Source organism: Variovorax sp. OV084 (assembly GCF_900111625.1).
GTDB lineage: Bacteria > Pseudomonadota > Gammaproteobacteria > Burkholderiales > Burkholderiaceae_C > Variovorax.
This window is the reverse complement of sequence record NZ_FOII01000014.1, coordinates 22,591-44,166: the sequence shown is the minus strand read 5'-3', so window position 1 is coordinate 44,166 and position 21,576 is coordinate 22,591. Positions and strand designations below refer to the sequence as shown.

Genomic DNA, 21,576 nt, shown 5'->3' with positions numbered 1-21,576 from the left:
AAGGAAATGATCTGGCTCATGCTGCGTCGCGCTTGCGCTTGAAGGCGGCGTTGAGGAAGCCGCTGAGCACGCCGACCATCAAGAGCGGTGGCAGCGACAGCAGGATGACCGAGGCATTCAAGATGCCCCACGGCACGTCACGCCCCAGTTGGCTCAGCTCCGAGGCAACGATGGGCAGCGTCTTCGCATCCGAAGTGGTGAGCATCAGCGCAATGAGAAACTCGTTCCACACCAGCACGAAGCCGAAGGCGATGGCGCCGACCAGCGAGCGCGCGGCAATCGGCAGCGCCACCTTGAAGAAGATCGCATAGGGACCGTAGCCGTCGACGCGACCCGCCTCTTCCACCTCTTTCGGCACAGCCTTGAAGGCCGGTATGGCGAGCCAGATCACGGTCGAGAGCGTGAGCAGCGTGTAGGTGACGATCAGTGCGAAGCGCGTGTCGTACAACTCCAGCTGCAGCCAGATCACCATGAGCGGAATGGCCACGGCCACGGGCGGCAGGAAGCGCATCGACAGCACGAAGAACTGGATGTCGTCAGCCCAGCGCAGCGGATAGCGGGCGAGCGCATAGGCAGCCGGCAGCCCGAGCACCGCGCCGACGATCACCGCCGCGCCCACCACCACGATGGAATTGAGCAGCCCCTGCGCCACGGCCTCGCGGCTCAGCACGTAGACGTAGTTCTCCAGTGTCGGCGTAAAGAAAATCTTCGGCACTGCCGAGACGATGTCCACCCGGTTCTTGAACGAGTTGAGAAAGGTCCAGAACACCGGCACCAGCGCGGAGAGCCCTGCGGCGACCAGCACCAGCCGGGCTAGCAGCGTGCCTGGGGAGAACGGGGTTTTCTTTTTTTGCAAAGCGCTCATTCCGGTCGCGTCCATTTCCAGATGTAGGTGAACGCCACGGTCGAGGCGACCATCATCAGCACAGCCATGCTCGACGCGTACGAGATGCGCCCAGACTCGATGAAGCCCTGCGAGAAGGCGTACATGTCCAGCGTCTCGGTGGAGATGCCGGGCCCGCCACGCGTCATCACGTAGATCAGATCGAAGGCGCGCAGCGACTCGACCATCTTCACGAAAGTCAGGCTGATGAGCGGCGCCTTCAGCATCGGCAGCGCGACGTACGCATACACCTCCCAGGTCTTCGCATGGTCCATGCGCGCGGCCTCGAAGGGCTGTGGCGGCAGCGTCTCGAGCAGCTTCAGTACGATGACCGCAAAGAACAGCCCCCACTGCCACACGTCCACGAACGCCACCGTGAGCAGCGCTGTGAGCGGGCTGGCCAGCAGGTCCAGCGGCTCGCCGGTGATCGCCTTGTACGGATACGTCAGCAGTCCGAACAGCGGATGAAAGGCGAACTTCCACACGAAGGCGGCCGACACGCGCGGCAGCAGCACGGGCACGATGAACAGCATCGACAGCAGGTTGCGCCAGCGCGCGGTGGTGCACTGGAACAGCAGCACACCCAGCAGCACCGCGAGCCCCATGGTCGCGCTGACCGTCAACACTTCCCACACCAGCGACACCCGCACGGAGTTGAGAAAGCGCCGGTCGGAAAACAGCTGGATGTAGTTCGACATCCAGACCCAGCTGGAATCGGCCTGCCCGAGCTCGCGGTCTTGCAAGGAGATGCCGATCGCGAACAGCGTCGGCACCAGCGCCAGCACCGCGAGCACCAGCAGGCCCGGCCCGATGAAGACGACCGGCAGCCTTGTCTTTTTTCGTTTCTCCCTGGCGGCCATCACTTCTTGCGCCGTGCGATCAGTTGCTTCGCGTAGGCGTCGAGCTCGTCGAGGCCGGCCTTGATGTCGGTGCGCGAGCCGGTGATCAGCTCTTCGAGAATGATCCCCCAGCGGTCGCCGAGGTCGGGCCAGGCGGCGTCCTGCCAGAAGTTCACGGCCGTGAGCTTGCCGGTGTCGGCCAGCGCCTTGCCGAGGTCGGCGCCGTAGCGCTTGGCGAACTCGGGGCTGCCCAGCACGCTGGTGCGGTTGAGCTCGCCGAACTGGCCTTCGGCGAGGCGGCGCTGCTCCTGCTGCCTGGAAGTGGCCCAGGCGACGAACAGGCCCGCGCACTTCTTCGCCTCCTCGGTCTTGTTGGCCTTGGCCCCGATGGCCAGCCCGTGGCCGTAGCCGCCGCCGGTCAGCGGCGTGGGCGGCGGCAGGTAGGCGACCTTGCCGATCACGGTCGACATCTTGGGGTCGAGCGCGTTGCCGGCCAGCGGGGTCGACTCGATCAGCATCGCCACCTTGCCCGCGAGGAAGGCGCCGGTGGCCTCGTCCCAGCCGCCGGTCTTGGTGCCGGGCGCCGAGTACTTGAACAGGTCGAGGTAGGTCTGCGTGGCCTTCACCGCGGCGGGCGAATCGAACACGGGCTTGTCGCCGTCGAACCACTGGCCGCCGTAGCCGCGGAAGAACGGCATCCAACGCCACACGTTGGCACCCGAACCGCGCTGGCCGCGCAGGGCCACGCCGTAGATGCCGTGGGCCGGGTCGTTGAGCTTCTTCGCGGCTTCGGCGAATTCCTCGAGCGTGGTGGGCGGCTTGATGCCGGCCTTCTCGAGCAGGTCCTTTCGGTAGACCAGCAAGTCGCCGCCACCGGTGAGCGGCGCAAACCAGGCCTGGCCGTCGAAGGTGGCGACCTTCTGGCGGCCGGGGTCGAAGTCGGCGTAGTCGTAGTCGGCCGGGTAGTACTTGGCAAGCGGCACGATCCACTTCGACTGGGCGAACAGCGGCACGTTGGCCTCGTCGACGTAGTACACGTTGTACTTGCCGACGGTCGAGGCGTCGGCGCGGGTCTTGGTGCGGCGGTCGTTCTCGTTGAGGTTGTCGATGCTGAACGACGCGCCGCTCAGCGCCTTGAACTCGTCCTTGTACTTTTCCAGCAGGGTCAGTCCGTCGCGCGGCTGGGACAGCACGCGCACATCGTCCTTGCAGGCCTGCTGCGCCTGCGCATGGCCCGCTGCGGCCAATGCCGCCAGCAACAGTGCGCCGGCCTTGATGCAGCGCGTGGCTCGGTTCGTCATCGTTCGTCTCCTGGTCTTGTTTGTGAAGGGCTTGCGAGAGGGACGAAGCGTATGCAGCCGTGGGCGGGCGCTGCGTACACGCGCGCCGGTGGACTGGTACTTCGATGACCAGCGGGCTTGGGGTTTTGCCGGGGGTGGCGTACGAATTCGCCAATCGGTTGCAATGTAAAACTAGATCGATAGAATTCGCGTGGTTTTGTTTTGAAACCTAGAACGCCGAAAGCAGAACGTGCAGCGACCGGCCGATCGCCAATCGCCCCCATCCACCCCTTTCCGGAATCCGCCATGACCCACTACCGCACCGCCACCATCGACGGCCTGAACATCTTCTACCGCGAGGCGGGAGACCCGGCGCTGCCGCCCCTGCTCCTGCTGCATGGCTTTCCGGCCTCCTCCTTCATGTACCGGGAGCTGCTCGAACGGCTGGCCCATCGCTTCCACGTCATCGCACCCGACTACCCCGGCTTCGGCCACAGCGACGCACCATCGGTCGTCGAGTTCAGCTACACCTTCGACCACCTCGCCGACGTCGTCGAGAAGTTCACGGAACAACTCGGCCTGACGCGCTACGGCCTCTACATGCAGGACTTCGGCGGCCCGGTGGGATTCCGGCTGGCCAGCCGCCACCCCGAAAGAGTGAGCTTCCTGGTCGTGCAGAACGCCAACGCCTACGAAGAAGGCCTGCCGGACGATTTCTGGGGCCTGGCCCGCGAGCTGTGGAGGGACCCGTCGCCGGCCAACTACGCCAGGATCCGCGAAGCCGCCATGTCGGACGCAGCCCTGGAATGGAACTACATCCACGGCGTGAAAGACGCGGCGCGCATCAACCCCGACAGCTGGCTGCTGCAACGCGCCCTGCTGGCCCGCCCCGGCAACAAAGACGCAATGGCGGCCCTGCTGCACGACTACGGCCGCAATCTCTCGCATTACCCGGCCTGGCAGGCCTACTTCCGCCAGCACCAGCCGCCGACGCTGGTCGTGTGGGGCGCCAACGACGTGATCTTTCCACCGTCGGGCGCGTATCCCTACCAGCGCGACCTACGGCAAATCGATTTCAAGCTGCTCGACACCGGCCATTTCGCGCTCGAAGAACTGGGCGAAACGATTGCCGCCCACATCGAGCGCTTCCACGACGCCTTGCGTGCCTGACGGCAGGGCATCGTCATGCAATTGAACATCGATGCGGCCGCGGCCCGTGATGCGCAGGCACGGACTGCCACGCCACAGATAACGGCCGCGATGGCGCTGCTGTTCGCGGTCGCCTGCGGGCTGGCCGTGGCCAACGTCTACTACGCCCAGCCGCTGCTGGACACGCTGGCGGCCACCTTCGGCATCCGCCCCGCCACGGTCGGCATCGTGATCACCATCACCCAGGTCGGCTACGGCCTGGGGCTGCTGCTGGTCGTTCCGCTGGGCGACCTGATCGACCGGCGGCAACTGATCGTGGGGCAATCGCTGCTGTCGGTGATCGCCCTGCTCTGCGTCGCGCTGGCGCCCAGCGCGGCGATCCTGCTGCCGGCGATGGCCGCCGTGGGCCTGCTGGCCGTCGTGACGCAGGTGCTGGTCGCCTACGCCGCACTCATGGCCCCGCCGGGCGAGCGCGGCCGCGTGGTCGGCATCGTCACCAGCGGCATCATCGTCGGCATCCTGCTGGCGCGGGCGGTGTCGGGCACGCTGTCCGATCTTGTCGGCTGGCGCTCGGTGTATTTGGTGTCGGCCGCAGCCACGCTGGTCGTCTCCGGCCTGTTGTGGAAGGCGCTCCCGCGACGCGCACTGCCCTCGGTGCGCATTTCGTACCTGCAGCTGATCCGGTCGGTGTTCACGCTCTTCGCCGAAGAGCCTGTGCTGCGCATCCGTGCGGTGCTCGCGATGCTGATCTTCATGGCCATCACGATGCTGCTGACGCCGATGGTGCTTCCGCTCACGTCGCCGCCGTTCTCGCTGTTGCACACGCAGGTGGGCCTGTTCGGCCTGGCTGGCGCGGCCGGCGCCATGGGCGCTGCGCGCGCGGGCCGCCAGGCGGACCGGGGCCGCGCACAGCGCACTACCGGCATCGGGCTGTCGGTGATGCTGCTGTCTTGGGGGCTCATCGCCATGCTGCCGTGGTCCATCTGGGCGATGGTGGTCGGCGTGGTCACGATCGACTTCGGCCTGCAGTCGGTGCATGTCACCAACCAGAGCCTGATCTACCGCGTGCGCCCGGAAGCCCAGAGCCGCCTGACCGCCGGCTACATGATCTTCTATTCCATCGGCTCCGCCACCGGATCGATCGTCTCGACGATGCTGTATGCACACGGCGGCTGGAACATCGTCTGCCTGGCCGGGGCCCTCACCAGCGGCCTGGCACTGGCGTTCTGGGCCATGACCCGGCACCTGACGCCGCAGGATGCCAGCCCCTGATGAGCTTCAGCACCGGGAAGCTCAGGCCGTGGTAGCGAGCGGCGTGTTCTGCGCGGTGCGCAGGCCGAAGCGGTCCTGCGCCTGCTGGCGGTAGGCCGAGGGGGTCATGCCCTTGAGCTGCAGGAAGCGCCGGTTGAAGTTCGCGAGGTTCGCGAAGCCCACCTCGTAGCAGATGTCGCTCACAAGCCGGTCGGAGGTCTGCAGCATCTCGCAGGCCTTGGCGATTCGCAGGCGAGTGACGAAGTCGGTGAAGGTGGCGCCCATGTGCTTGTGGAAATAGCGCGAGAAGCTGCTTTCGGCCATGTTGGCCACGGCGCACACGGCCGGCAGCGACAGCTCTTCGGTCAGGTGCTGGTCGAGGTAGTCGAGCACGCGGCGCATGCGGGTGTTGGCGCTCGGGTCTTCGCTCGCCGTGCCTGTGGTGTTCGAAATCTGGCGCCAGTCGGGCCAGCGGGCCAGCTCGTGCAACAGGCCGATGAACTCCGCCAGCCGGGCCATGCCCTCCTGCGCCTGCACGCGCAGGAAGCGTTCGCGCACCAGCGCGTGGATGCCGAAGAACTCGATGCCGAGCCTGGCGCGGTCGAGCATCGGCAGCACCGCCTTCAGCTCCGGGAACAGGTCGGTGCCCTTGCGCAGCGGCTCGTCGCGAAAGTGGATGACCATGCTGCGCTCGGCAATGCCCTCGGGCGGGACGTCGTGCGAAATCCAGGTATGGGGCAGCCGGGCGCCCACCAGGGCCACGTAGCCGGGCTCGAAGCGGCCGATGTGGTCGCCGACGAAGGCGTCACCGCTGCTGCGGTTGATGCACTGCAGTTCGTATTCGTCGTGGTAGTGCCAGCAGTCGAAGGGCCAGGGCACGCCGTGCTGCAGGCAGCGCACCGAGCTGCCGCCCGCCGGCTCGAAGCCGAGCCTCGGGTCGCGCAGCAGTTCGTGCTCGAGTTCCGGCTTGCGCGCTGCGTTGTGTCTCATGGTTCTGTGAGCGTTCGCGCGGTGGCCGGCGGTGCTTTCTCAGCTGCCGGCGATCTTCATCCGGTTCACCAGGACCGATCCCGTGGTCTTGGCGCCGAAGGTGTAGGCATCGGCCCCGATGGCCTCGATGCCCATGAGCATGTCTTTGAGGTTGCCGGCGATGGTGATCTCCTGCACCGGGAAGGCGATCTTGCCCTTCTCGACCCAGAAGCCGCTGGCGCCGCGCGAGTAGTCGCCGGTCACGTAGTTCACGCCCTGGCCCATCAGCTCGATCACGAACAGGCCGGTGCCCAGCTTGGCGAGCATGGCGTCGAGGTCGTCGGTGTGCTTGGTCAGGCGCGAGCTCAGCGTCAGGTTGTGCGAGCCGCCGGCATTGCCGGTGGTCTTCATGCCCAGCTTGCGGGCCGAGTAGGTCGAGAGAAAGTAGCCTTCAAGGCGGCCGGCATCGACCACTTTGCGCGCCCGGGTGGTCACGCCTTCGTCGTCGAAGGGCGAGCTGCCCTTGCCGCGCAGCACGTGCGGGTCTTCGGCCACGTCGACGTGCTTGGGCAGCACGGGCTTGCCCAGCGAATCGAGCAAGAAGCTGCTCTTGCGGTACAGCGACCCGCCGCTCACGGCCTGCACCAGCCCGCCCAGCAGGCCCACGGCCAGCGGCGACTCGAACAGCACCGGGCATTCGGTGGTCTTGATCTTGCGCGACTTCAGGCGGCTGAGCGCCCGTTCGGCGGCGTAGCGGCCCACGGCCTGCGGGCTGGCCAGTTCATCGGCCGAACGCATGGAGCTGTACCAGGCGTCGCGCTGCATGTCGTCGCCCTTGCCGGCAATGGGCGCCACCGAAATGGAATGCCGCGAGCTGGCGTAGCCGCCGCGAAAGCCGTGCGTGTGGGCGCTGAAGAAGTGGCTCTGCTGGGCCGAGACGCCCGCGCCCTCGCTGTTGGTGATGCGCTTGTCGGTCGACAGGGCCGCTTCTTCGCACTCCAGCGCCAGCTTGGCGGCCTGTTCGCTCGTCACGTCCCAGGGGTGGAACAAGTCAAGTTCGGGGTGCACCTTGGCGATGTCTTCTTCGTCCGGCAGGCCGCTGACGGGGTCTTCGGCCGTGAAGCGGGCGATGTCGTAGGCCGCCTGAACGGTCTGCTTGATGGCCCCTTCGGAGAAGTCGGAGGTGCTGGCATTGCCGCGGCGGTGGCCCACGTAGACCGTGATGCCCAGCGACTTGTCGCGGTTGCGCTCGACGTTCTCGAGCTCGCCCTTGCGCACCGACACGCTCAGGCCGCAGCCCTCGGAGGCCTCGGCCCCGGCGTCGGTGGCACCGAGCTTCTTGGCATGCGCCAAGGCGGTGTCGACCAGGTTTTCGAAGAAGGAGCGGCTGTAGGCGAAGCCGGAATCGGCGCGCGAGGAGGATGTCGTCATGTGGTGGCTATGATACTTGCGCCCCCTGTTTCACGTTTTCTCCCCAGCTTCCCACCGCGTTGCAACGCCGCACGGTGCGGCCCAGAATCCACTCCATGTCCCGCAAACCCAAAAAAGGCTATTTCGTCCGTGGCCAGTTCGTCGCCGAAGGCAGCGAACTCGACCTTGAGCTCAAGCGCGAGCTCAAGGGCACCGACGAAGCCAGCCGTACCGACCTCAAGCGCGAAAGCGACGAGTTGCAGAAGCTAGGCACCGAGCTGCTCACGCTGCGCGCCGGCCTGTTCGATACGCTCCAGCTCGACGAAAAACTGGTCGACGCCATCGCCGAAGCCAAGCGCATCACCAATTTCGAGGGCAAGCGCCGCCAGATGCAGTTCATCGGCAAGCTCATGCGCAAGCTCGAGCCCGAGGTGCTGGAGGCCGTTAAACAAGCCCTGTCCGAGCAGAGCATCGCGCCGGCCGCCGAAACCGCCGCCCTGCACGAGGCCGAGCGCTGGCGCGACCGGCTGATTGCCGACGACGACGCCCTCGGCGGCTGGATAGAAACCCACCCCGCCACCGATTCCCAGCAGCTGCGCGCCCTGGTGCGCCAGGCCCGCAAGGACATGAAGACCGGCCCGGCCGGCGAAGCGCCGCGCCAGGGCAAGGCCTACCGCGAGATCTTCCAGCTGGTGCGTGCCCAACTGGCGGTGCACGGCGGAGCCGACCACGCGGCAGCGGCCGCCGCCCAAGACCGGGAAGAGGACGCATGAGTTCGTTCGACCCGGTCCGCATCGGCATCGTCTCGGTCAGCGACCGCGCCTCCAGCGGCACCTACGAAGACAAGGGCCTGCCCTCGCTGAAAGAGTGGCTTGGCCGGGCGCTGAAGAACCCCATCGAATTCGAACCCCGGCTGATCCCCGACGAGGCCGACCGCATCAGCGCCACGCTGATCGAACTGGTCGACGCCGGCTGCTCGCTGGTGCTGACCACCGGCGGCACAGGCCCCACCCTGCGCGACGTGACACCCGAGGCCACGCTGGCCGTGGCCCACAAGGAAATGCCCGGCTTCGGCGAGCAGATGCGCCAGATCAGCCTGCGCTTCGTGCCGACGGCGATCCTGTCGCGGCAGGTGGCGGTGATCCGCGACAAGAGCCTGATCATCAACCTGCCGGGCCAGCCGAAGTCGATTGCGGAAACGCTCGAAGGGCTGAAGGACACCGAGGGCGTGCAGGTCGTGCCGGGCATCTTCGCGGCGGTGCCCTACTGCATCGACCTGATCGGCGGGCCGTACCTGGAGACCGACGACACGGTCTGCAAGGCTTTCAGGCCCAAGTCGGCCATCCGGCCACCGCGCTGAGCGTCTACTTGACCAGCGTGAGCAACGGCACGCCCTTGTCCTTGACCATCGTCACGAGGAACTTTGCGGGCTTGGTGGCGCTGGCGTTGCGGCCGCCCGTGTGGATGTCGGCCGGGCCCTCGTAGAAAGTCTGGCCGGGGGTCAGCGTGACCTCCTTGCTGCCTTTCACGCCCATCACGATCGATCCCTCGAGCACGTACACGAAGGCGTGGGCATCGTGGCGGTGGACGGGATCGACTGAGCCTGGCGGAAAGTCGACAACGAACGTGACTGCTTCCTTGCCGGGCATATCCGCCAAGTCCTTCGTCATGAGCATGGTCACGGCGGCTTCGGGGGCCGCCAGGGCGGGCATCGCGACGAAGGTGCCGAACGCGAGGCCGAGGGAAATGCAGGTTTTCTGAAAACGGGTCATGGGTTGCCTTTCAGGCCAGCGCACGCTGCGCAAGCCAGTCTTCGAAGCGGATCGTCCCGAGGCGCGGGGCGTTGCCGGGTGTCAGTGAGCGGTCGTCGAGTTGCACGCCGAAGTAGCTCGCCCCGGCATCGGTGACGACTGGCCGCTTGTCGCCGGTCGCCGCGAACAGGCGCCGAACCAGCGCGTCGAGCGGCAACGCCTGCGGGCCCGCGATCTCGATCCGGCCCCGCGCGGGCGGCTCGGCCACCACGGCGGCGAGCGCGGCGGCCACGTCATCCGCCGCCATCGGCTGTATCAACGCGTTCGACAGCCGGACTTCGCCGCCCCGCACGCTCCCGTCGGCGATACCGGCCACGAATTCGAAGAACTGCGTGGCCTGCACGATGGTCCAGGGCACGGGCGAGGCCTCGATCAGCTCTTCCTGGCGTTGCTTGGCGCGGAAATAGCCGCTGGCCAGCAGGCGATCGGTGCCGACCACCGACAGCGCGATGTGATGCGCCACGCCGGCTTCCGCCTCGGCGGCCAGCAGGTTGCGCCCAGCGGTGTCGAAGAAATTCAGCGCCGGCCCGTCCTCGAACGAGGGCGAGTTGGCCACGTCGACGACCACATTGGCGCCCGCCAGCGCGGCCTTCAGGCCTTCGCCGGTGAGCGCGTTGACGCCCGTCGAGGGCGACGCGGCGTTGACCTCGTGGCCTGCATTGCGCAGGCGCGTGGCGAGCTTGGAGCCGATGAGGCCGGAGCCTCCGATGATGACGATCTTCATGGTTGATTCCTCGGTGGATGGAGTCAAAAAGAACGCCCCCCGTGGCCGTCCATGCGAGAAAGACGTCCAGCGGGGGGCGTCTGTGACACCGGGACCGAAAAATCCCGGGAATCGACCGATCGAGCCAGCTAGGTGGCCGCTACCGCAGGCCCGAAGCCATGGCTCTCGGCCGCCTGTTCGCAAGGCACGCGTTCGACCTGCACGGTCGAATGGTGGATGTCGAAGCGCTCGGCCAGCAGGGCGCGCAACTGCAGCATCAGCGGCGCCATGTCATCCACATCCGGCGTGCACACCACGTGCACGCTCAGGCTCACCTTGCCGCTCGAGAGTGCCCATACATGCAGGTCGTGCAGACTGGCGACGCCTTCGCTGCCCAGCAGCGCACGCTCGACCTCGGGCAGGTCCACGTCGTCAGGCACGCCTTCGAGCAGCACGTTCAGGCTCTCGCGCAACAACCGCCAGGTACGCGGCAGCACCCACAGGCCGATGGCGACCGCGATCACCGAATCGACCCACGCCCAGCCGGTGAAGCGGATCACCAGAGCCCCGACGATCACGCCGACCGAGCCCAGCATGTCGGCCCACACCTCCAAGTACGCGCCCTTCACGTTGAGGCTCTTGTCCTTGCCTGCCGCGAGCAGCCGCATGCCGATCAGGTTGACGACCAGCCCGCCCACCGCCACCAGCAGCATCATGGTCGACTGGATCTCGGCCGGCGTGGAGATGCGCCGCCAGGCCTCGTACAACACGTAGATGGCCACGAAGAACAGCAGCACCGCATTCAGCACCGCCGCCAGGATCTCGAAGCGGTAGTAGCCGAATGTGCGCCGCCTGTCGGCGGGCCGCTTGCCGATCCAGATGGCGGCCAGCGAAATTGCCAGCGCCACGGTGTCGGTGAACATGTGGGCTGCATCGGACAGCAGCGCGAGGCTGCCCGACACCAGCCCGCCGACCACCTCGGCCACGAGGTAGACCGTGGTCAGCAGAAGCGCCCAGCGCAGTGCCTTCTCGTTGCCGCCTACAGCGTGTGAATGCTCATGTGCCATGGGAGCCTTGCAATGCAGGATCGAGTGGCGCGCCATGAACCTGCTCCTGCACTTCTTCCTCTTCTTCATCGCGCCGGTGCGCAATGCGGTAGAGCAGCGGAAGCACCAGCAGCGTCAGCGCGGTCGACGAAAGAATACCGCCGATCACCACCGTGGCCAGCGGCCGCTGCACTTCGGCGCCGGTGCCGGTGGCAATGGCCATCGGCACGAAGCCCAGCGAGGCGACCAGCGCCGTCATCAGCACCGGCCGCAGCCGCGTGAGCGCGCCTTCGCGTATGGCAGCGTCCAGCGGCAGGCCGCCTTCGCGCAGGTTGCGGATGAACGAGATCATCACCAGCCCGTTGAGCACCGCCACACCCGACAGCGCAATGAAGCCCACCGCCGCCGATATCGACAGTGGAATGCCGCGCATCCACAGCGCCACGATGCCGCCCGTGAGCGCGAACGGAATGCCGGTGAACACCAGCAGGCCGTCCTTGAGGTTGCCGAACATCGCAAACAGCAGCGTGAACACCAGCAGCAGCGACACCGGCACCACGATCTGCAGCCGCTGCGTGGCCGAGGCGAGGTTCTCGTACTGGCCGCCCCACACGGTCCAGTAGCCGGTGGGAATCTTCACGTTGCGCATGGCCTCCTCTGCCTCGGCCACGAAGGAGCCGAGGTCGCGGCCGCGCACATTGGCGCTCACCACGATGCGGCGCTTGCCGTCCTCGCGGCTCACCTGGTTGGGGCCGGGCGCGATGTCGAGCGTGGCCACCTCGCCCAGCGGGATGAAGCTGGTGCGCTGGCCTTCGGCGCCCGCGCCCTTGGGCAGGGCCACGGGCAGGCGCTTGATGGCTTCGAGGTCGGTGCGCAGGTTCTCGGGCAGGCGCACGATGATGTCGAAGCGACGGTCGCCGTCGAACAGCGTGCCCGCCTCGCGCCCGCCTACCGCGGTGGAGATCGCGTCCTGCACGTCGCCCACGTTGAGGCCGTAGCGCGCGGTCTTGTTGCGATCGATGTTCACGGTGAGCATCGGCAGGCCGGTGGTCTGCTCGACCTTCACCTCGGCCGCGCCGGCGATCTTGCCCAGCACGCCCGACACCTCGGCCGCCGTCTTGTTCAGCACGTCCATGTCGTCGCCGAAGATCTTCACGGCCACGTCGCTGCGCACGCCCGAGATCAGCTCGTTGAAGCGCAGCTGGATGGGCTGCGAGAACTCGTAGTTGTTGCCCGGCAGCTTCTCGACTTCCTCCTGCACCGCAGCGAGGAGCTCCTCGCGTGTACGACGAGGCTTGGGCCACTCGCTCTCCGGCTTGAGCATGATGTAGCCGTCGGAGATGTTCGGCGGCATCGGGTCCGAAGCAATCTCCGCTGTGCCGGTGCGCGCAAACACGCGTTCGATCTCCGGAAACTTTGCTTTCAGCGTGCGTTCGAGTTGCTTCTGCATCTCGACCGACTGCGTGAGGCTGGTGCCCGGAATGCGCAGCGCCTGGATGGCGAAGTCGCCTTCGCTCAGGCTCGGCACGAACTCCGTGCCCAGGCGCGTGGCCAGCAGGCCCGACAGCACCACCGCCACGGCGGCCAGGGTAATGACCAGCGGCTTGGCCGCCATGACGCGCGCCAGCAGCGGCTCGTAGCCGCGCTTGGCCCACACCATCAGGCGGTTTTCCTTCTCGCTGACCTTGTTGCCGATGAACAGCGCCACTGCCGCGGGAATGAAGGTGATCGACAGGATCATCGCGCCCAGCAGCGCAATCACCACGGTGAAGGCCATCGGGTGGAACAGCTTGCCCTCGACGCCCGTGAGCGCAAAGATCGGCAGGTACACGATCATGATGATCAGCTGGCCGAACAGCAGCGGCCGGCGCGCCTCCTGCGAGGCCGCGAACACTTCGTGGAAACGCTCGCTGCGCGTCAGCGGCCGCCCCTTGTGCGCCTGTGCATGGGCCAGCCTTCGCACGCAGTTCTCCACGATCACCACCGCGCCGTCGATGATGATGCCGAAGTCCAGCGCGCCCAGGCTCATGAGGTTGGCGCTGACCTTCTGGTTCACCATACCGGTGAAGGTGAAGAGCATCGACAGCGGAATCACCAGTGCGGTGATCAGCGCCGCGCGGATGTTGCCGAGGAACAGGAACAGGATCGCGATGACCAGCACCGCGCCCTCGAACAGGTTCTTCTTCACCGTGGTGATGGCCTTGTCGACCAGCACGGTGCGGTCGTACACCGTCACCGCCTTCACGCCGGCGGGCAGCGTGCGGTTGATTTCCTTCATCTTCTTGTCGACCGCCTGCGACACGGTGCGGCTGTTCTCGCCGATCAGCATGAACACGGTGCCCAGCACCACCTCGCGGCCGTTGTCGGTGGCGGCGCCCGTGCGCAGTTCCTTGCCGATGCCGACCTCGGCCACGTCCTGCACGCGCAGCGGAATGCCGTTGGCGTTGCCCAGGATGACGTTGCCGATGTCTTCCGCCGACTTCACCTGCCCCGGCGCGCGAATGAGGTACTGCTCGCCTCGCTTCTCGATGTAGCCCGCGCCCACGTTGGCGTTGTTGCGTTCCAGCGCGGTGACGAGGTCGGTCATCGTGAGGCCGTGGGCCAGCAGCTTGGCCGGGTCGGGCGCGATGTGGAACTCCTTTGCATAGCCGCCGATGGAGTTGATCTCGGTCACGCCCGCCACGTTGCGCAGCTGCGGCTTGATGATCCAGTCCTGGATCTCGCGCAGGTCAGTGGGCGAGTAAGGCTTGCCGTCGGCCTTCTTCGCGCCCTCTTCCGCTTCGACGGTCCAGAGGTAGATTTCGCCAAGGCCGGTCGAGATGGGCCCGATCACCGGCGAGATGCCGCCGGGCATGCTTTCCCTTGCGGACTGGATGCGCTCATTGACGAGCTGCCGCGCAAAGTAGATGTCGGTGCCGTCCTTGAAGATCACCGTGACCTGCGAAAGACCGTAGCGCGACAGCGAACGGGTCTGCTGCAGGCCCGGCAGGCCCGCCATGACGGTCTCGATGGGGTAGGTCACGCGCTGCTCGGTCTCCAGCGGGGAGTAGCCGGGCGCGGCGGTATTGATCTGCACCTGCACGTTGGTGATGTCGGGCACGGCGTCGATGGGCAGCTTCTGGTAGCTGAAGATGCCGAGTGCCGCCATGCCGAGCACGGCAAGCAGGATCAGCCAGCGCTGCTCGATGGAGAAGCGGATGATGCGTTCGAACATGCGGGCTTCCTCAGTGGGTGTGCGTGGCCGAGCTCTTGCCCTGCTGCGACTTCACGACGAAGCTGCCGCTGGCCGCATAGGGCGCGCCGGGCTTCAGGCCGCTCACGATCTCGATGCGCTTGCCGTCGCTGCGCCCGGTCTGCACGTGCTGCGGCACAAAGCCGCCGGGCACGCGCAGGAACACGGTGGGCTTGTCTTCCACCGTCTGCACCGCTTCGGCCGATACGGTCACGGGGGCATCCGTCTCGGAGGCCACCAGCTCGACATTCACGAACAGGCCCGGGCGCCAGATGCGCTGCGGGTTCGTCAGCGTGACACGCGCGGTGGCGGTGCGCGTCTGCGCGCCGATCAGCGAACCCACGTACGACACCTTGCCGGTCGCGGTCTGGTCGAAGGCGCTGGAGCGGATGCTCACCGGCTCGCCGATGCGCACCAGGTTCAGGTTGTTGGCGGCCACGCTGATCTCGGCCCACACGGTCGACAAGTCAGAGATGGTGAAGACGTTGACGGTCTCGCCCACCGATTCGCCGAGCGAGATGTGCTTTTCGACCACCATGCCGTCGAAGGGCGCGCGCAGCTCGTAGCGGCCCAGCGCCGACGAGCCCGGCGTAGCGCCCAGCGCCAGCAGCTTCTGGTTGGCATTGGCCACCGCAATCTGCGCTTCCTGCATCGCCTGCTGGGCCTGCAGGTAGTCCTGCTGCGGGGAGATCTTTTCTTCCCACAGTTTCTTCTCGCGCTCGTAGGTGGAGCGGACCAGCTCCAGACGGCGCTGTGCCGATTGCAGCGCGCTGCGTTGCTCCGACAACGAAGGGCTCGAAAGCACCGCCAGCACCTGGCCGCGCTTGACTTCCTGACCGAGGTCGGCCGATACGCTGTCGACCACGCCCGCCACGCGCGGCACCACGTGGGCGGTGCGGTCTTCGTTGAACTTGATTTCGCCAGGCAGTTGCAGCGACGACTTGATGCGCGCGGGGCCGGCGCTCTCGATCGTCATGTCGGCGGCCTTGACCTGCTCGTCGGTGAAGGCGATCTTCTCTTCGTCTTCCTTGTGCTCCGACGTTGTGGCTTTTTCCTTGTCCTTGCCTTCCTCGTGGTGCTCGTTGTCGGCATGGCCCTTGGCCTCGCCATGATCGTGGTCGTGGTCCTTGCCCTCTTCCTTGGCTTCCTTGCCGCCTTCTTCGTGATGCTCGCCGTCGCCGTGCCCGGCAGCTTCCGAATGGCCGGCCGCTTCGGGCTTGGCGGGTGATGTGTGCAGGATCATCGCGCCCGCGCCGAGGCCCAGCACCAGGACAACCGCGATGGCGATCCATTGCTTCTTGCCGACGCGCTCGGCGAAAGGTTTGCGTTCTTCGGTGTTCATGATGTGTGGAGTTCCTTGCTTGTCAGCGCGCGACGGGTGGTGTCGCGGCAGAGATGTCGTTGCCTTCGTTGCCCAGCAGTCGGTCGAGGTCACCGGCGGCGCGGTGCGCGTCGGCGAGTGCCAGCAGGTATTGCGCTCGCACCTGGAACAGCGTGCGCTGCGCGTCGAGTGCTTCCAGGAAGCTGAACTTGCCCAGCTCGAAGCCCTTGGTGGCGGCCTTGTAGGCGGTCTCGGCGCCGGGCAGCGCGTCGCGCTGCAGCGTTTCAGCGGTGGCGCGCGCGGAGCGCAGGCGCTCCGAAGCTTGTGCGACATCGGTGCCCAGTTGCAGCTCGGCAGCAACGAGGTCGTCGCGCGCCTTCTCTTCGCGGCTCAGCGCCTCGGCCACGTTGCCGCGGTTGGTGTCGAAGATCGGCAATGGAATCGACAGGCCCACGACCACCTGGTTGCGCCGGCTGCTGCCGGTTTCGCCTTCGGATGCCGGCACACGCTTGGCGCCGAGCGACACGGTCACGTCGGGGATTCGCTTGGCCTGCTCCAGGTCGGACAGCGCCTTGCGCCGCTCGACTTCGAGCCGCGCCTGCTGCACCACGGGCGCCGCGCCCAGGCGGCTGGCCACGTCCTGCACCGGTGCCGGCAGCTGGTCGACAGCGCCATCCACCTGCGTGAAGCGCGGGTTCGGGTTGCCCCACAACGCGGCCAGCTGCTGGCGCGACGAGCGCAGCGTGCCCTCGGCCTGCAGCAACTCGACGCGGATGCCGGCCTCGGCCACGCGCGCCCTGGTTTCTTCCAGTGGCGAGACCTTGCCGGCGGCCACGCGGTTGGCCGCTGCGCGGGTGGCAGTCTGCGCAAGGCTCACCGAGTCCTGCGCGAGCCGCAGGCGCTCCTGCGCCGTGAGCACGTCGAAGAAGGCGGTGACGGTCGCCGCGCGCACCTCGGCGCGGCGGCCTGCCAGCGCCGACGCGGCCTGGTCGCGCGCGCGTTCGGCCGCCGTCACGCGGGCCGCGCGCTTGCCACCCAGTTCGAGGGGCTGGCTCAGTTGCAGCGTGGTGGTGCGGTTGTCGCGGCGCAGGTCTTCCACCTGCGCGTCGAGCGTGGGGTTGGGCCAGGCGCCGGCCTGGACGATGGCGGCCTCGGTGGCCTCCTGCTCGCGGAACGCGGCAGACAGGCCGGGGTTGGCCTGCAACGCCATTGCAACGGCGTTGCGCAGGGTCAGCGGGCCCGCGGGCTCCAGAGTACGGGCAGCTACGTTGGACTGCTGTGAATACGGGGTGCCGGCAGCGGCCGACACTGCGACCTGTTGTGAAAAAGCCGGGGGCGCCGCCATGGCCAACATGGCCAGCGGCACGAAGAGCGTGCGCATCGAATTCTCCTGGGTTGCGAAACAACGGACGGACGAATTCGGCGAGAAGAGCTCAGCTGATGGTGAGTATCAGAGGGGAAATGTGTTCTCTCGCCGAATCAAAGGGCGAGAGACCAGTCGGGACGGACCGGAACGTCGGAGATGTGCGAGTCGAAGCGCTCGGCAGGCATTGCGCGCAGGGCCTGGGCCACGCGCGCCGCAGCCAGCACCGGCGCCACCGAAGCATCCGCATGCTGGGCATAGCCTGCATGGCAGACCGCGCATTCGCCGACCACTGCATTGGGCTGGGTGCTGGAGTTTTTCTGCGCGCCCTCGCCGCTGTGGCTGCGGTCGGTGCCGCGGGTTTCGCTTTCGTGGTGGCCCCAGTGCTCGGGCTGCGTATCGCGCTCATGCTGGCAATACGCCGATGCCGACGCCCAGCTGAACTGGAACGGCAACAGGACGAGCAGGAAGATGAGGAGCCAGCGGCGCATGGAGGCAAAAAGTATATCGACGGCCTGCGGCGGGCATTCCGGCAATGGCCCTGCGAACTGCAGGCCCGGCGCAATGTATGACACGGGGGTAGGGGTTTGTCCGTCAATAGGATTACCGAAACGTAACCCGCTTATTGAAAGTGCTTCGATACCATGCGGCAATGAGAATACTTGTCATCGAAGACGAGCCCAAACTAGGCGACTACCTAAAAAAGGGGCTGGAGGAGAACGGTTACGTCGTGGACATCGCCCGCGACGGCATCGAGGGGAGATACCTCGCCACAGAGGGGGAATACGCATTGGTCCTGCTCGACGTGATGCTCCCCGGCATCGACGGCTTTGCCGTGCTGCAGGCCATCCGGCGCACGAAGAACGTGCCCGTGCTGGTGCTCACGGCGCGCGACAAGGTCGAAGACCGCGTGCAGGGGCTGCAACAGGGCGCGGACGACTACCTCGTCAAGCCCTTCTCCTTCTCCGAATTGCTGGCCCGTGTGCAGGCCCTGCTGCGACGCGGCAAGCCGCAGGAATCGACCGTGCTGCGGCTGGCCGACCTGGAGGTCGACCTCCTCAGCCGCAAGTGCGTGCGCAACCGCACGCGCCTCGACCTCACGGCCAAGGAGTTCACGCTGCTGCTGGTGCTGCTGCGCCGGCGCGGCCAGATCCTGTCGCGCACCACGCTTGCCGAGCAGGTGTGGGACATGAACTTCGACAGCGACACCAACGTGGTCGAAGTGGCCATCCGGCGCCTGCGCAGCAAGCTCGACGACCCGTTCGAGGTGAAGCTGCTGCACACCGTGCGCGGCATGGGCTACGTCCTCGAAGACCGCTCCTGGTCTTGACCGCCCGGCCGCACTCACTCCAGAGCCGCTTGTCGCTCTGGTTCGCCGCGCAGACCCTGTTCGGGCTCAGCGTGATCTGCTTCGCCATCTACCTCGTCACGGCCTGGAGCTTCGGACAGAAACAGGAAGAGGAGCTCAACCAGAAGGCAGTGCTCGTGGAGCACCTGCTGAAAGAGGCCGAGAAAGGCGGCGACCTCGTCTTCCTGCGGCACAAGCTCGACGACTTCTTCTCGATGCAGGACGACGTGAGCCTGTCGATCTCGCATGCGGGCAAGCAGCTTTTCCAGTCCAGTCCCACGGCCGGCGGCCGCTGGATGCGGCGCGACCTCGTGGTGCCCTGGCAGCAGAGTGGCCTGACGATGCAGCTGCAGGTGCAGCTCGGCGTGAACACGGCACAGGAAGCCCGCCTGCTCGAGCGGCTCGGATGGACGCTGCTGGGAGCCGTCGTGCTGGGCACGGCGCTGGTCTCGCTCACGGGCATGTGGCTGGTGCGGCGTGGCCTGCGCCCGCTCAAGGCGCTGGCCCAGCGCACCGCTGCAATGGCGCCCGACAAGGCCAACCACCCCATCGACGCGATGGACTTCGCCGAAGAGCTGCGCCCATGGATCACGCAGTTCAACGCGCTGCTGCTGCGGGTGCAGCGCGCCTACGTACAGCTCGAATCATTCAACGCCGACGTGGCGCACGAGCTGCGCACACCGCTTGCCAACCTGATCGGCTCCACCGAACTCGCACTCACGCGCCCGCGCAGCAACGAAGAGCTGCAGACCGTGCTCGCCTCCAATCTCGAAGAGATCGGCCGGCTCTCGGGCATCGTCACCGACATGCTGTTTCTCTCGCAGGCCGAGCGCGGTGCGCCGATGCGCACGCGGGCCGTGACGAGCCTGGCGGTGCAGGCCGGCGACGTGATCGACTTCTACGACGCCATGCTGGAAGAAGCCGGCCTGCGTGCGGAAGTGAAGGGCGACGCCATGGCCGACGTGGACGCCGCGCTTGTCCGGCGCGCACTCTTCAACCTGCTGGGCAATGCGATCCGCTTCGCGGTGCCGGCTTCGACGATTCGCATCGAGATCGGGGTAGAGAGCGACGATGAATTCGCAGTCGCGGTCGTCAACCGTGGCGAGCCGATCGACCCCGCCGCCCTGCCCCGCCTGTTCGAGCGCTTCTACCGCGCGGCGCAGGCGCGGGACGGCTCGACCCGGCACCACGGCCTGGGCCTGTCGATCGTGGAAGCCATCGCGCGCATGCACGGCGGGCGCGTGTTCGCCGCCAGCCAAGGCGGTGAGACGCGCATCGGATTTACTGTGCGGCGCGGCGGCAGCGACTAGGGCTTGGCGTGCGCGGCATCTGCCGCAACCGCTGCCTTGCGGCCGATGAACAGGTTGATCAGCGGCCCCGTCATCGCCGTGGTCACGAGCGCCATCACCAGCAGCATCGTGAAAAGCTCCGGGCCGATCAGCCCCGCGTCGAGGCCGATCTTCATCACGATGAGTTCCATCAGCCCGCGCGCATTCATCAGCGAGCCGGTGGCCAGGCTGTCGCGCCAGCCGTAGCCCGCCATGCGCGCGCCGGCTGCGCCGCCGGCGATCTTGCCGACGGTGGCGACGCCCACGATCAGCAGCATCGCGCCGAGGCTCGCGCCCGAGAAGGCGTTGGACGTGGTGCCCAGCCCCGCCAGCGCGAAAAACAGCGGCATCAGCACGACGATGGAGATCGGCTCGATGCGTTCGGTGAGCGACTTCAGCAGCCGGTCGTCGCGCGGCAGGCAAGCGCCGAACAGGAAGGCGCCGAACACCGCATGCAGGTGCAGCCACTCGGTGACCAGCGCCGTCGCCAGCAGGCCGAGCATCAGCGCCGCCATCACGGTGGTCGATGGTTCGCCCTCGGGCGCCTTGGCGCGCAGCAGCCGTGCGAAGGCCGGCTTGAGCCCGAAGAACAGCGCCAGCAGCACAACCGCCATGCCCAGCGTGGTCTTGAGCAGGCCCTGGTAGCCCTCGCCTGCACCGACCATCGCGACCACGAAGGCCAGCAGGATCCAGGCGAACACGTCGACCACGGCCGCAGCGCCCAGCGACAGCTGACCGAAAGGCGTGCGCGTCATGCCGCGGTCTTTCAGGATGCGCGCCATCACGGGAAAAGCCGTGATCGACAGCGCCGCCGCGATGAACAGCGCAAACGGCCAGAAGCCGACGCCGGCCGGCGCAAGCGTGGGATGCAGCGCCGGCGCAATCGCGATGCCCAGCGCCATCGGCACGACCACGCTCAGCACGCCCACATAGCCCGCCGAGCGAAGCTGCTCACGCACGCCCTGCGACGCCCGCAGCTCCAGGCCGACCACGAACATGAACAGCACCAGCCCCAGCGTCGACAGCGATGAGAGCCCCTGCAGCGACTCCTTGGAGAACAGCTGCGCGTGCAGCGAAGGAAACAGCGCGCCCATGACGACCGGCCCGAGCATCAGCCCCGCCGCCATCTCGCCGACCACGCCGGGCTGCCCCACATGGCGAAGCACCCACCCGCACAAACGCGCGGTGGCCAGGATGACGATGAGCTGCAGCAGGAGCGAAGTGACGGACATCGAGGGGTTGGAATCGGTGAAGAAATTCGGCCGATGTTAGTTCGAAGCCGCGTCGTCGAGCCAGCGGTTGGCCCACTGGTTCAGCGGCGTGAGGCGTTTGACGAGTTCGCTGCCCGACTCGGTGAGCACATAGCCTGCGTCGGCAAGCTCGACCACGCCGACGGCACGCAGCTCCTTGAGCCGGTCGTTCAGCACCGAGGGCGACATGTCGTCCGTGCTGACGCGCAGCGCCCTGAAACTCTGCGGCAGGCCGTCGCGCAGCTCCCACAGGATGCGCAGCGTGCCCTTGCGGCCGAGCTGCTCCAGCAGCCGCATGATGGGTCGGCGCGATGCCGTGGGTTGTGCGTCTTCCATGCCGAATCCTTCGAATGACTGATTGGCGAGTGTACGTCCTTGCGCTACGCATTTCGT

General features: G+C 66.9%; 20 protein-coding genes. 6 read left to right on the top strand and 14 right to left on the bottom strand.

Annotation, left to right across the window (positions count from 1 at the left end):
* Positions 1–16: 16 nt before the first annotated feature.
* The 3 genes from BMW87_RS26220 to BMW87_RS26210 are packed head-to-tail and all read right to left on the bottom strand — an operon-like array spanning position 17 to position 3,023.
* Positions 17–865, bottom strand: coding sequence for a carbohydrate ABC transporter permease (locus BMW87_RS26220; RefSeq protein ID WP_093079863.1), 849 nt, complete (start codon positions 863–865; stop codon positions 17–19).
* On the bottom strand, positions 862–1,743 hold the full coding sequence (locus BMW87_RS26215; RefSeq protein ID WP_093079860.1) for a carbohydrate ABC transporter permease: 882 nt from the start codon (positions 1,741–1,743) through the stop codon (positions 862–864). Before BMW87_RS26215 ends, BMW87_RS26220 begins: the two co-directional genes overlap by 4 nt.
* Positions 1,743–3,023, bottom strand: a complete 1,281-nt coding sequence (locus BMW87_RS26210; protein WP_093079858.1) for an ABC transporter substrate-binding protein — start codon at positions 3,021–3,023, stop codon at positions 1,743–1,745. Before BMW87_RS26210 ends, BMW87_RS26215 begins: the two co-directional genes overlap by 1 nt.
* 285 nt (positions 3,024–3,308) lie before the next feature.
* Here BMW87_RS26210 and BMW87_RS26205 point away from each other — a divergent pair, with 285 nt between their 5' ends.
* Together BMW87_RS26205 and BMW87_RS26200 are read left to right on the top strand one after the other, a co-directional pair.
* Positions 3,309–4,172: an alpha/beta fold hydrolase gene (locus tag BMW87_RS26205; RefSeq protein ID WP_093079855.1), complete on the top strand. Its 864-nt coding sequence runs from the start codon at positions 3,309–3,311 to the stop codon at positions 4,170–4,172.
* Between the two features lie 15 nt (positions 4,173–4,187).
* Positions 4,188–5,423 (top strand): MFS transporter, encoded by a 1,236-nt coding sequence (locus BMW87_RS26200; protein ID WP_093079852.1) that lies wholly within the window; start codon positions 4,188–4,190, stop codon positions 5,421–5,423.
* 21 nt (positions 5,424–5,444) lie between these two features.
* Here BMW87_RS26200 and BMW87_RS26195 read toward each other — a convergent pair whose 3' ends face one another.
* Positions 5,445–6,392: a helix-turn-helix domain-containing protein gene (locus BMW87_RS26195; protein WP_093057885.1), complete on the bottom strand. Its 948-nt coding sequence runs from the start codon at positions 6,390–6,392 to the stop codon at positions 5,445–5,447.
* Between the two features lie 39 nt (positions 6,393–6,431).
* Complete coding sequence (pmbA, locus tag BMW87_RS26190; protein ID WP_093079849.1) at positions 6,432–7,802, bottom strand: metalloprotease PmbA; 1,371 nt, start codon at positions 7,800–7,802, stop codon at positions 6,432–6,434.
* A 95-nt stretch (positions 7,803–7,897) separates the two neighbouring features.
* Between pmbA and yjgA the strand changes: the two genes are divergently transcribed.
* Both yjgA and mog read left to right on the top strand, forming a co-directional pair.
* Entirely contained in the window at positions 7,898–8,554 is a 657-nt protein-coding gene (gene yjgA, locus BMW87_RS26185; protein WP_093057887.1) for a ribosome biogenesis factor YjgA, read from the top strand.
* On the top strand, positions 8,551–9,141 hold the full coding sequence (gene mog / locus BMW87_RS26180; protein WP_093079847.1) for a molybdopterin adenylyltransferase: 591 nt from the start codon (positions 8,551–8,553) through the stop codon (positions 9,139–9,141). The genes yjgA and mog overlap by 4 nt, the downstream gene beginning before the upstream one ends.
* 4 nt (positions 9,142–9,145) lie before the next feature.
* Here the strand turns inward: mog and BMW87_RS26175 are convergent, their stop codons facing one another.
* The 7 genes from BMW87_RS26175 to czcI all read right to left on the bottom strand — a co-directional run bounded on the left by BMW87_RS26175 (position 9,146) and on the right by czcI (position 17,748).
* Positions 9,146–9,553, bottom strand: a complete 408-nt coding sequence (locus BMW87_RS26175; protein ID WP_093079844.1) for a cupin domain-containing protein — start codon at positions 9,551–9,553, stop codon at positions 9,146–9,148.
* 10 nt (positions 9,554–9,563) lie between these two features.
* Entirely contained in the window at positions 9,564–10,316 is a 753-nt protein-coding gene (locus BMW87_RS26170; RefSeq protein WP_093079842.1) for an SDR family oxidoreductase, read from the bottom strand.
* A gap of 128 nt (positions 10,317–10,444) precedes the next feature.
* Positions 10,445–11,362 (bottom strand): cation diffusion facilitator family transporter, encoded by a 918-nt coding sequence (locus BMW87_RS26165; RefSeq protein ID WP_093080006.1) that lies wholly within the window; start codon positions 11,360–11,362, stop codon positions 10,445–10,447.
* Complete coding sequence (locus BMW87_RS26160) at positions 11,352–14,555, bottom strand: CusA/CzcA family heavy metal efflux RND transporter (RefSeq protein ID WP_093079839.1); 3,204 nt, start codon at positions 14,553–14,555, stop codon at positions 11,352–11,354. Before BMW87_RS26160 ends, BMW87_RS26165 begins: the two co-directional genes overlap by 11 nt.
* Positions 14,556–14,565: 10 nt before the next feature.
* Positions 14,566–15,915 carry an efflux RND transporter periplasmic adaptor subunit gene (locus tag BMW87_RS26155; protein ID WP_093079837.1) on the bottom strand — a complete coding sequence of 450 codons (1,350 nt, stop codon included), beginning with the start codon at positions 15,913–15,915 and terminating at the stop codon, positions 14,566–14,568.
* Between the two features lie 22 nt (positions 15,916–15,937).
* Positions 15,938–17,275 carry a TolC family protein gene (locus BMW87_RS26150; protein WP_093079834.1) on the bottom strand — a complete coding sequence of 446 codons (1,338 nt, stop codon included), beginning with the start codon at positions 17,273–17,275 and terminating at the stop codon, positions 15,938–15,940.
* Between the two features lie 98 nt (positions 17,276–17,373).
* Positions 17,374–17,748 carry a cation efflux protein, CzcI family gene (gene czcI, locus BMW87_RS26145; RefSeq protein ID WP_093079832.1) on the bottom strand — a complete coding sequence of 125 codons (375 nt, stop codon included), beginning with the start codon at positions 17,746–17,748 and terminating at the stop codon, positions 17,374–17,376.
* A 161-nt stretch (positions 17,749–17,909) separates the two neighbouring features.
* Between czcI and BMW87_RS26140 the strand changes: the two genes are divergently transcribed.
* Together BMW87_RS26140 and BMW87_RS26135 are read left to right on the top strand one after the other, a co-directional pair.
* On the top strand, positions 17,910–18,587 hold the full coding sequence (locus BMW87_RS26140; protein WP_093057895.1) for a heavy metal response regulator transcription factor: 678 nt from the start codon (positions 17,910–17,912) through the stop codon (positions 18,585–18,587).
* On the top strand, positions 18,584–19,915 hold the full coding sequence (locus BMW87_RS26135; protein ID WP_093079829.1) for a heavy metal sensor histidine kinase: 1,332 nt from the start codon (positions 18,584–18,586) through the stop codon (positions 19,913–19,915). Before BMW87_RS26140 ends, BMW87_RS26135 begins: the two co-directional genes overlap by 4 nt.
* On the opposite strand, the gene BMW87_RS26130 is transcribed toward BMW87_RS26135, so the two are convergent.
* Positions 19,912–21,165 carry a cation:proton antiporter gene (locus BMW87_RS26130; protein WP_093057897.1) on the bottom strand — a complete coding sequence of 418 codons (1,254 nt, stop codon included), beginning with the start codon at positions 21,163–21,165 and terminating at the stop codon, positions 19,912–19,914. The two genes, BMW87_RS26135 and BMW87_RS26130, sit on opposite strands and share 4 nt — an antisense overlap.
* Positions 21,166–21,201: 36 nt before the next feature.
* The gene (locus BMW87_RS26125; protein WP_093057898.1) at positions 21,202–21,519 is read right to left on the bottom strand and encodes a winged helix-turn-helix transcriptional regulator; all 318 of its coding nucleotides are present in this window, start codon (positions 21,517–21,519) and stop codon (positions 21,202–21,204) included.
* Positions 21,520–21,576 lie beyond the last annotated feature (57 nt).

What these genes read in the sequence shown, in the direction of transcription:
- mog (WP_093079847.1), top strand. Translation starts at nt 8,551, where the DNA reads ATGAGTTCGTTCGACCCGGTCCGCATCGGCATCGTCTCGGTCAGCGAC.
- BMW87_RS26155 (WP_093079837.1), bottom strand. Translation starts at nt 15,915, where the DNA reads ATGAACACCGAAGAACGCAAACCTTTCGCCGAGCGCGTCGGCAAGAAG.
- BMW87_RS26175 (WP_093079844.1), bottom strand. Translation starts at nt 9,553, where the DNA reads ATGACCCGTTTTCAGAAAACCTGCATTTCCCTCGGCCTCGCGTTCGGC.
- BMW87_RS26200 (WP_093079852.1), top strand. Translation starts at nt 4,188, where the DNA reads ATGCAATTGAACATCGATGCGGCCGCGGCCCGTGATGCGCAGGCACGG.
- BMW87_RS26140 (WP_093057895.1), top strand. Translation starts at nt 17,910, where the DNA reads ATGAGAATACTTGTCATCGAAGACGAGCCCAAACTAGGCGACTACCTA.
- BMW87_RS26150 (WP_093079834.1), bottom strand. Translation starts at nt 17,275, where the DNA reads ATGCGCACGCTCTTCGTGCCGCTGGCCATGTTGGCCATGGCGGCGCCC.
- BMW87_RS26205 (WP_093079855.1), top strand. Translation starts at nt 3,309, where the DNA reads ATGACCCACTACCGCACCGCCACCATCGACGGCCTGAACATCTTCTAC.
- BMW87_RS26165 (WP_093080006.1), bottom strand. Translation starts at nt 11,362, where the DNA reads ATGGCACATGAGCATTCACACGCTGTAGGCGGCAACGAGAAGGCACTG.
- BMW87_RS26160 (WP_093079839.1), bottom strand. Translation starts at nt 14,555, where the DNA reads ATGTTCGAACGCATCATCCGCTTCTCCATCGAGCAGCGCTGGCTGATC.
- BMW87_RS26220 (WP_093079863.1), bottom strand. Translation starts at nt 865, where the DNA reads ATGAGCGCTTTGCAAAAAAAGAAAACCCCGTTCTCCCCAGGCACGCTG.
- BMW87_RS26210 (WP_093079858.1), bottom strand. Translation starts at nt 3,023, where the DNA reads ATGACGAACCGAGCCACGCGCTGCATCAAGGCCGGCGCACTGTTGCTG.
- BMW87_RS26195 (WP_093057885.1), bottom strand. Translation starts at nt 6,392, where the DNA reads ATGAGACACAACGCAGCGCGCAAGCCGGAACTCGAGCACGAACTGCTG.
- BMW87_RS26215 (WP_093079860.1), bottom strand. Translation starts at nt 1,743, where the DNA reads ATGGCCGCCAGGGAGAAACGAAAAAAGACAAGGCTGCCGGTCGTCTTC.
- pmbA (WP_093079849.1), bottom strand. Translation starts at nt 7,802, where the DNA reads ATGACGACATCCTCCTCGCGCGCCGATTCCGGCTTCGCCTACAGCCGC.
- BMW87_RS26170 (WP_093079842.1), bottom strand. Translation starts at nt 10,316, where the DNA reads ATGAAGATCGTCATCATCGGAGGCTCCGGCCTCATCGGCTCCAAGCTC.
- BMW87_RS26125 (WP_093057898.1), bottom strand. Translation starts at nt 21,519, where the DNA reads ATGGAAGACGCACAACCCACGGCATCGCGCCGACCCATCATGCGGCTG.
- yjgA (WP_093057887.1), top strand. Translation starts at nt 7,898, where the DNA reads ATGTCCCGCAAACCCAAAAAAGGCTATTTCGTCCGTGGCCAGTTCGTC.
- czcI (WP_093079832.1), bottom strand. Translation starts at nt 17,748, where the DNA reads ATGCGCCGCTGGCTCCTCATCTTCCTGCTCGTCCTGTTGCCGTTCCAG.
- BMW87_RS26130 (WP_093057897.1), bottom strand. Translation starts at nt 21,165, where the DNA reads ATGTCCGTCACTTCGCTCCTGCTGCAGCTCATCGTCATCCTGGCCACC.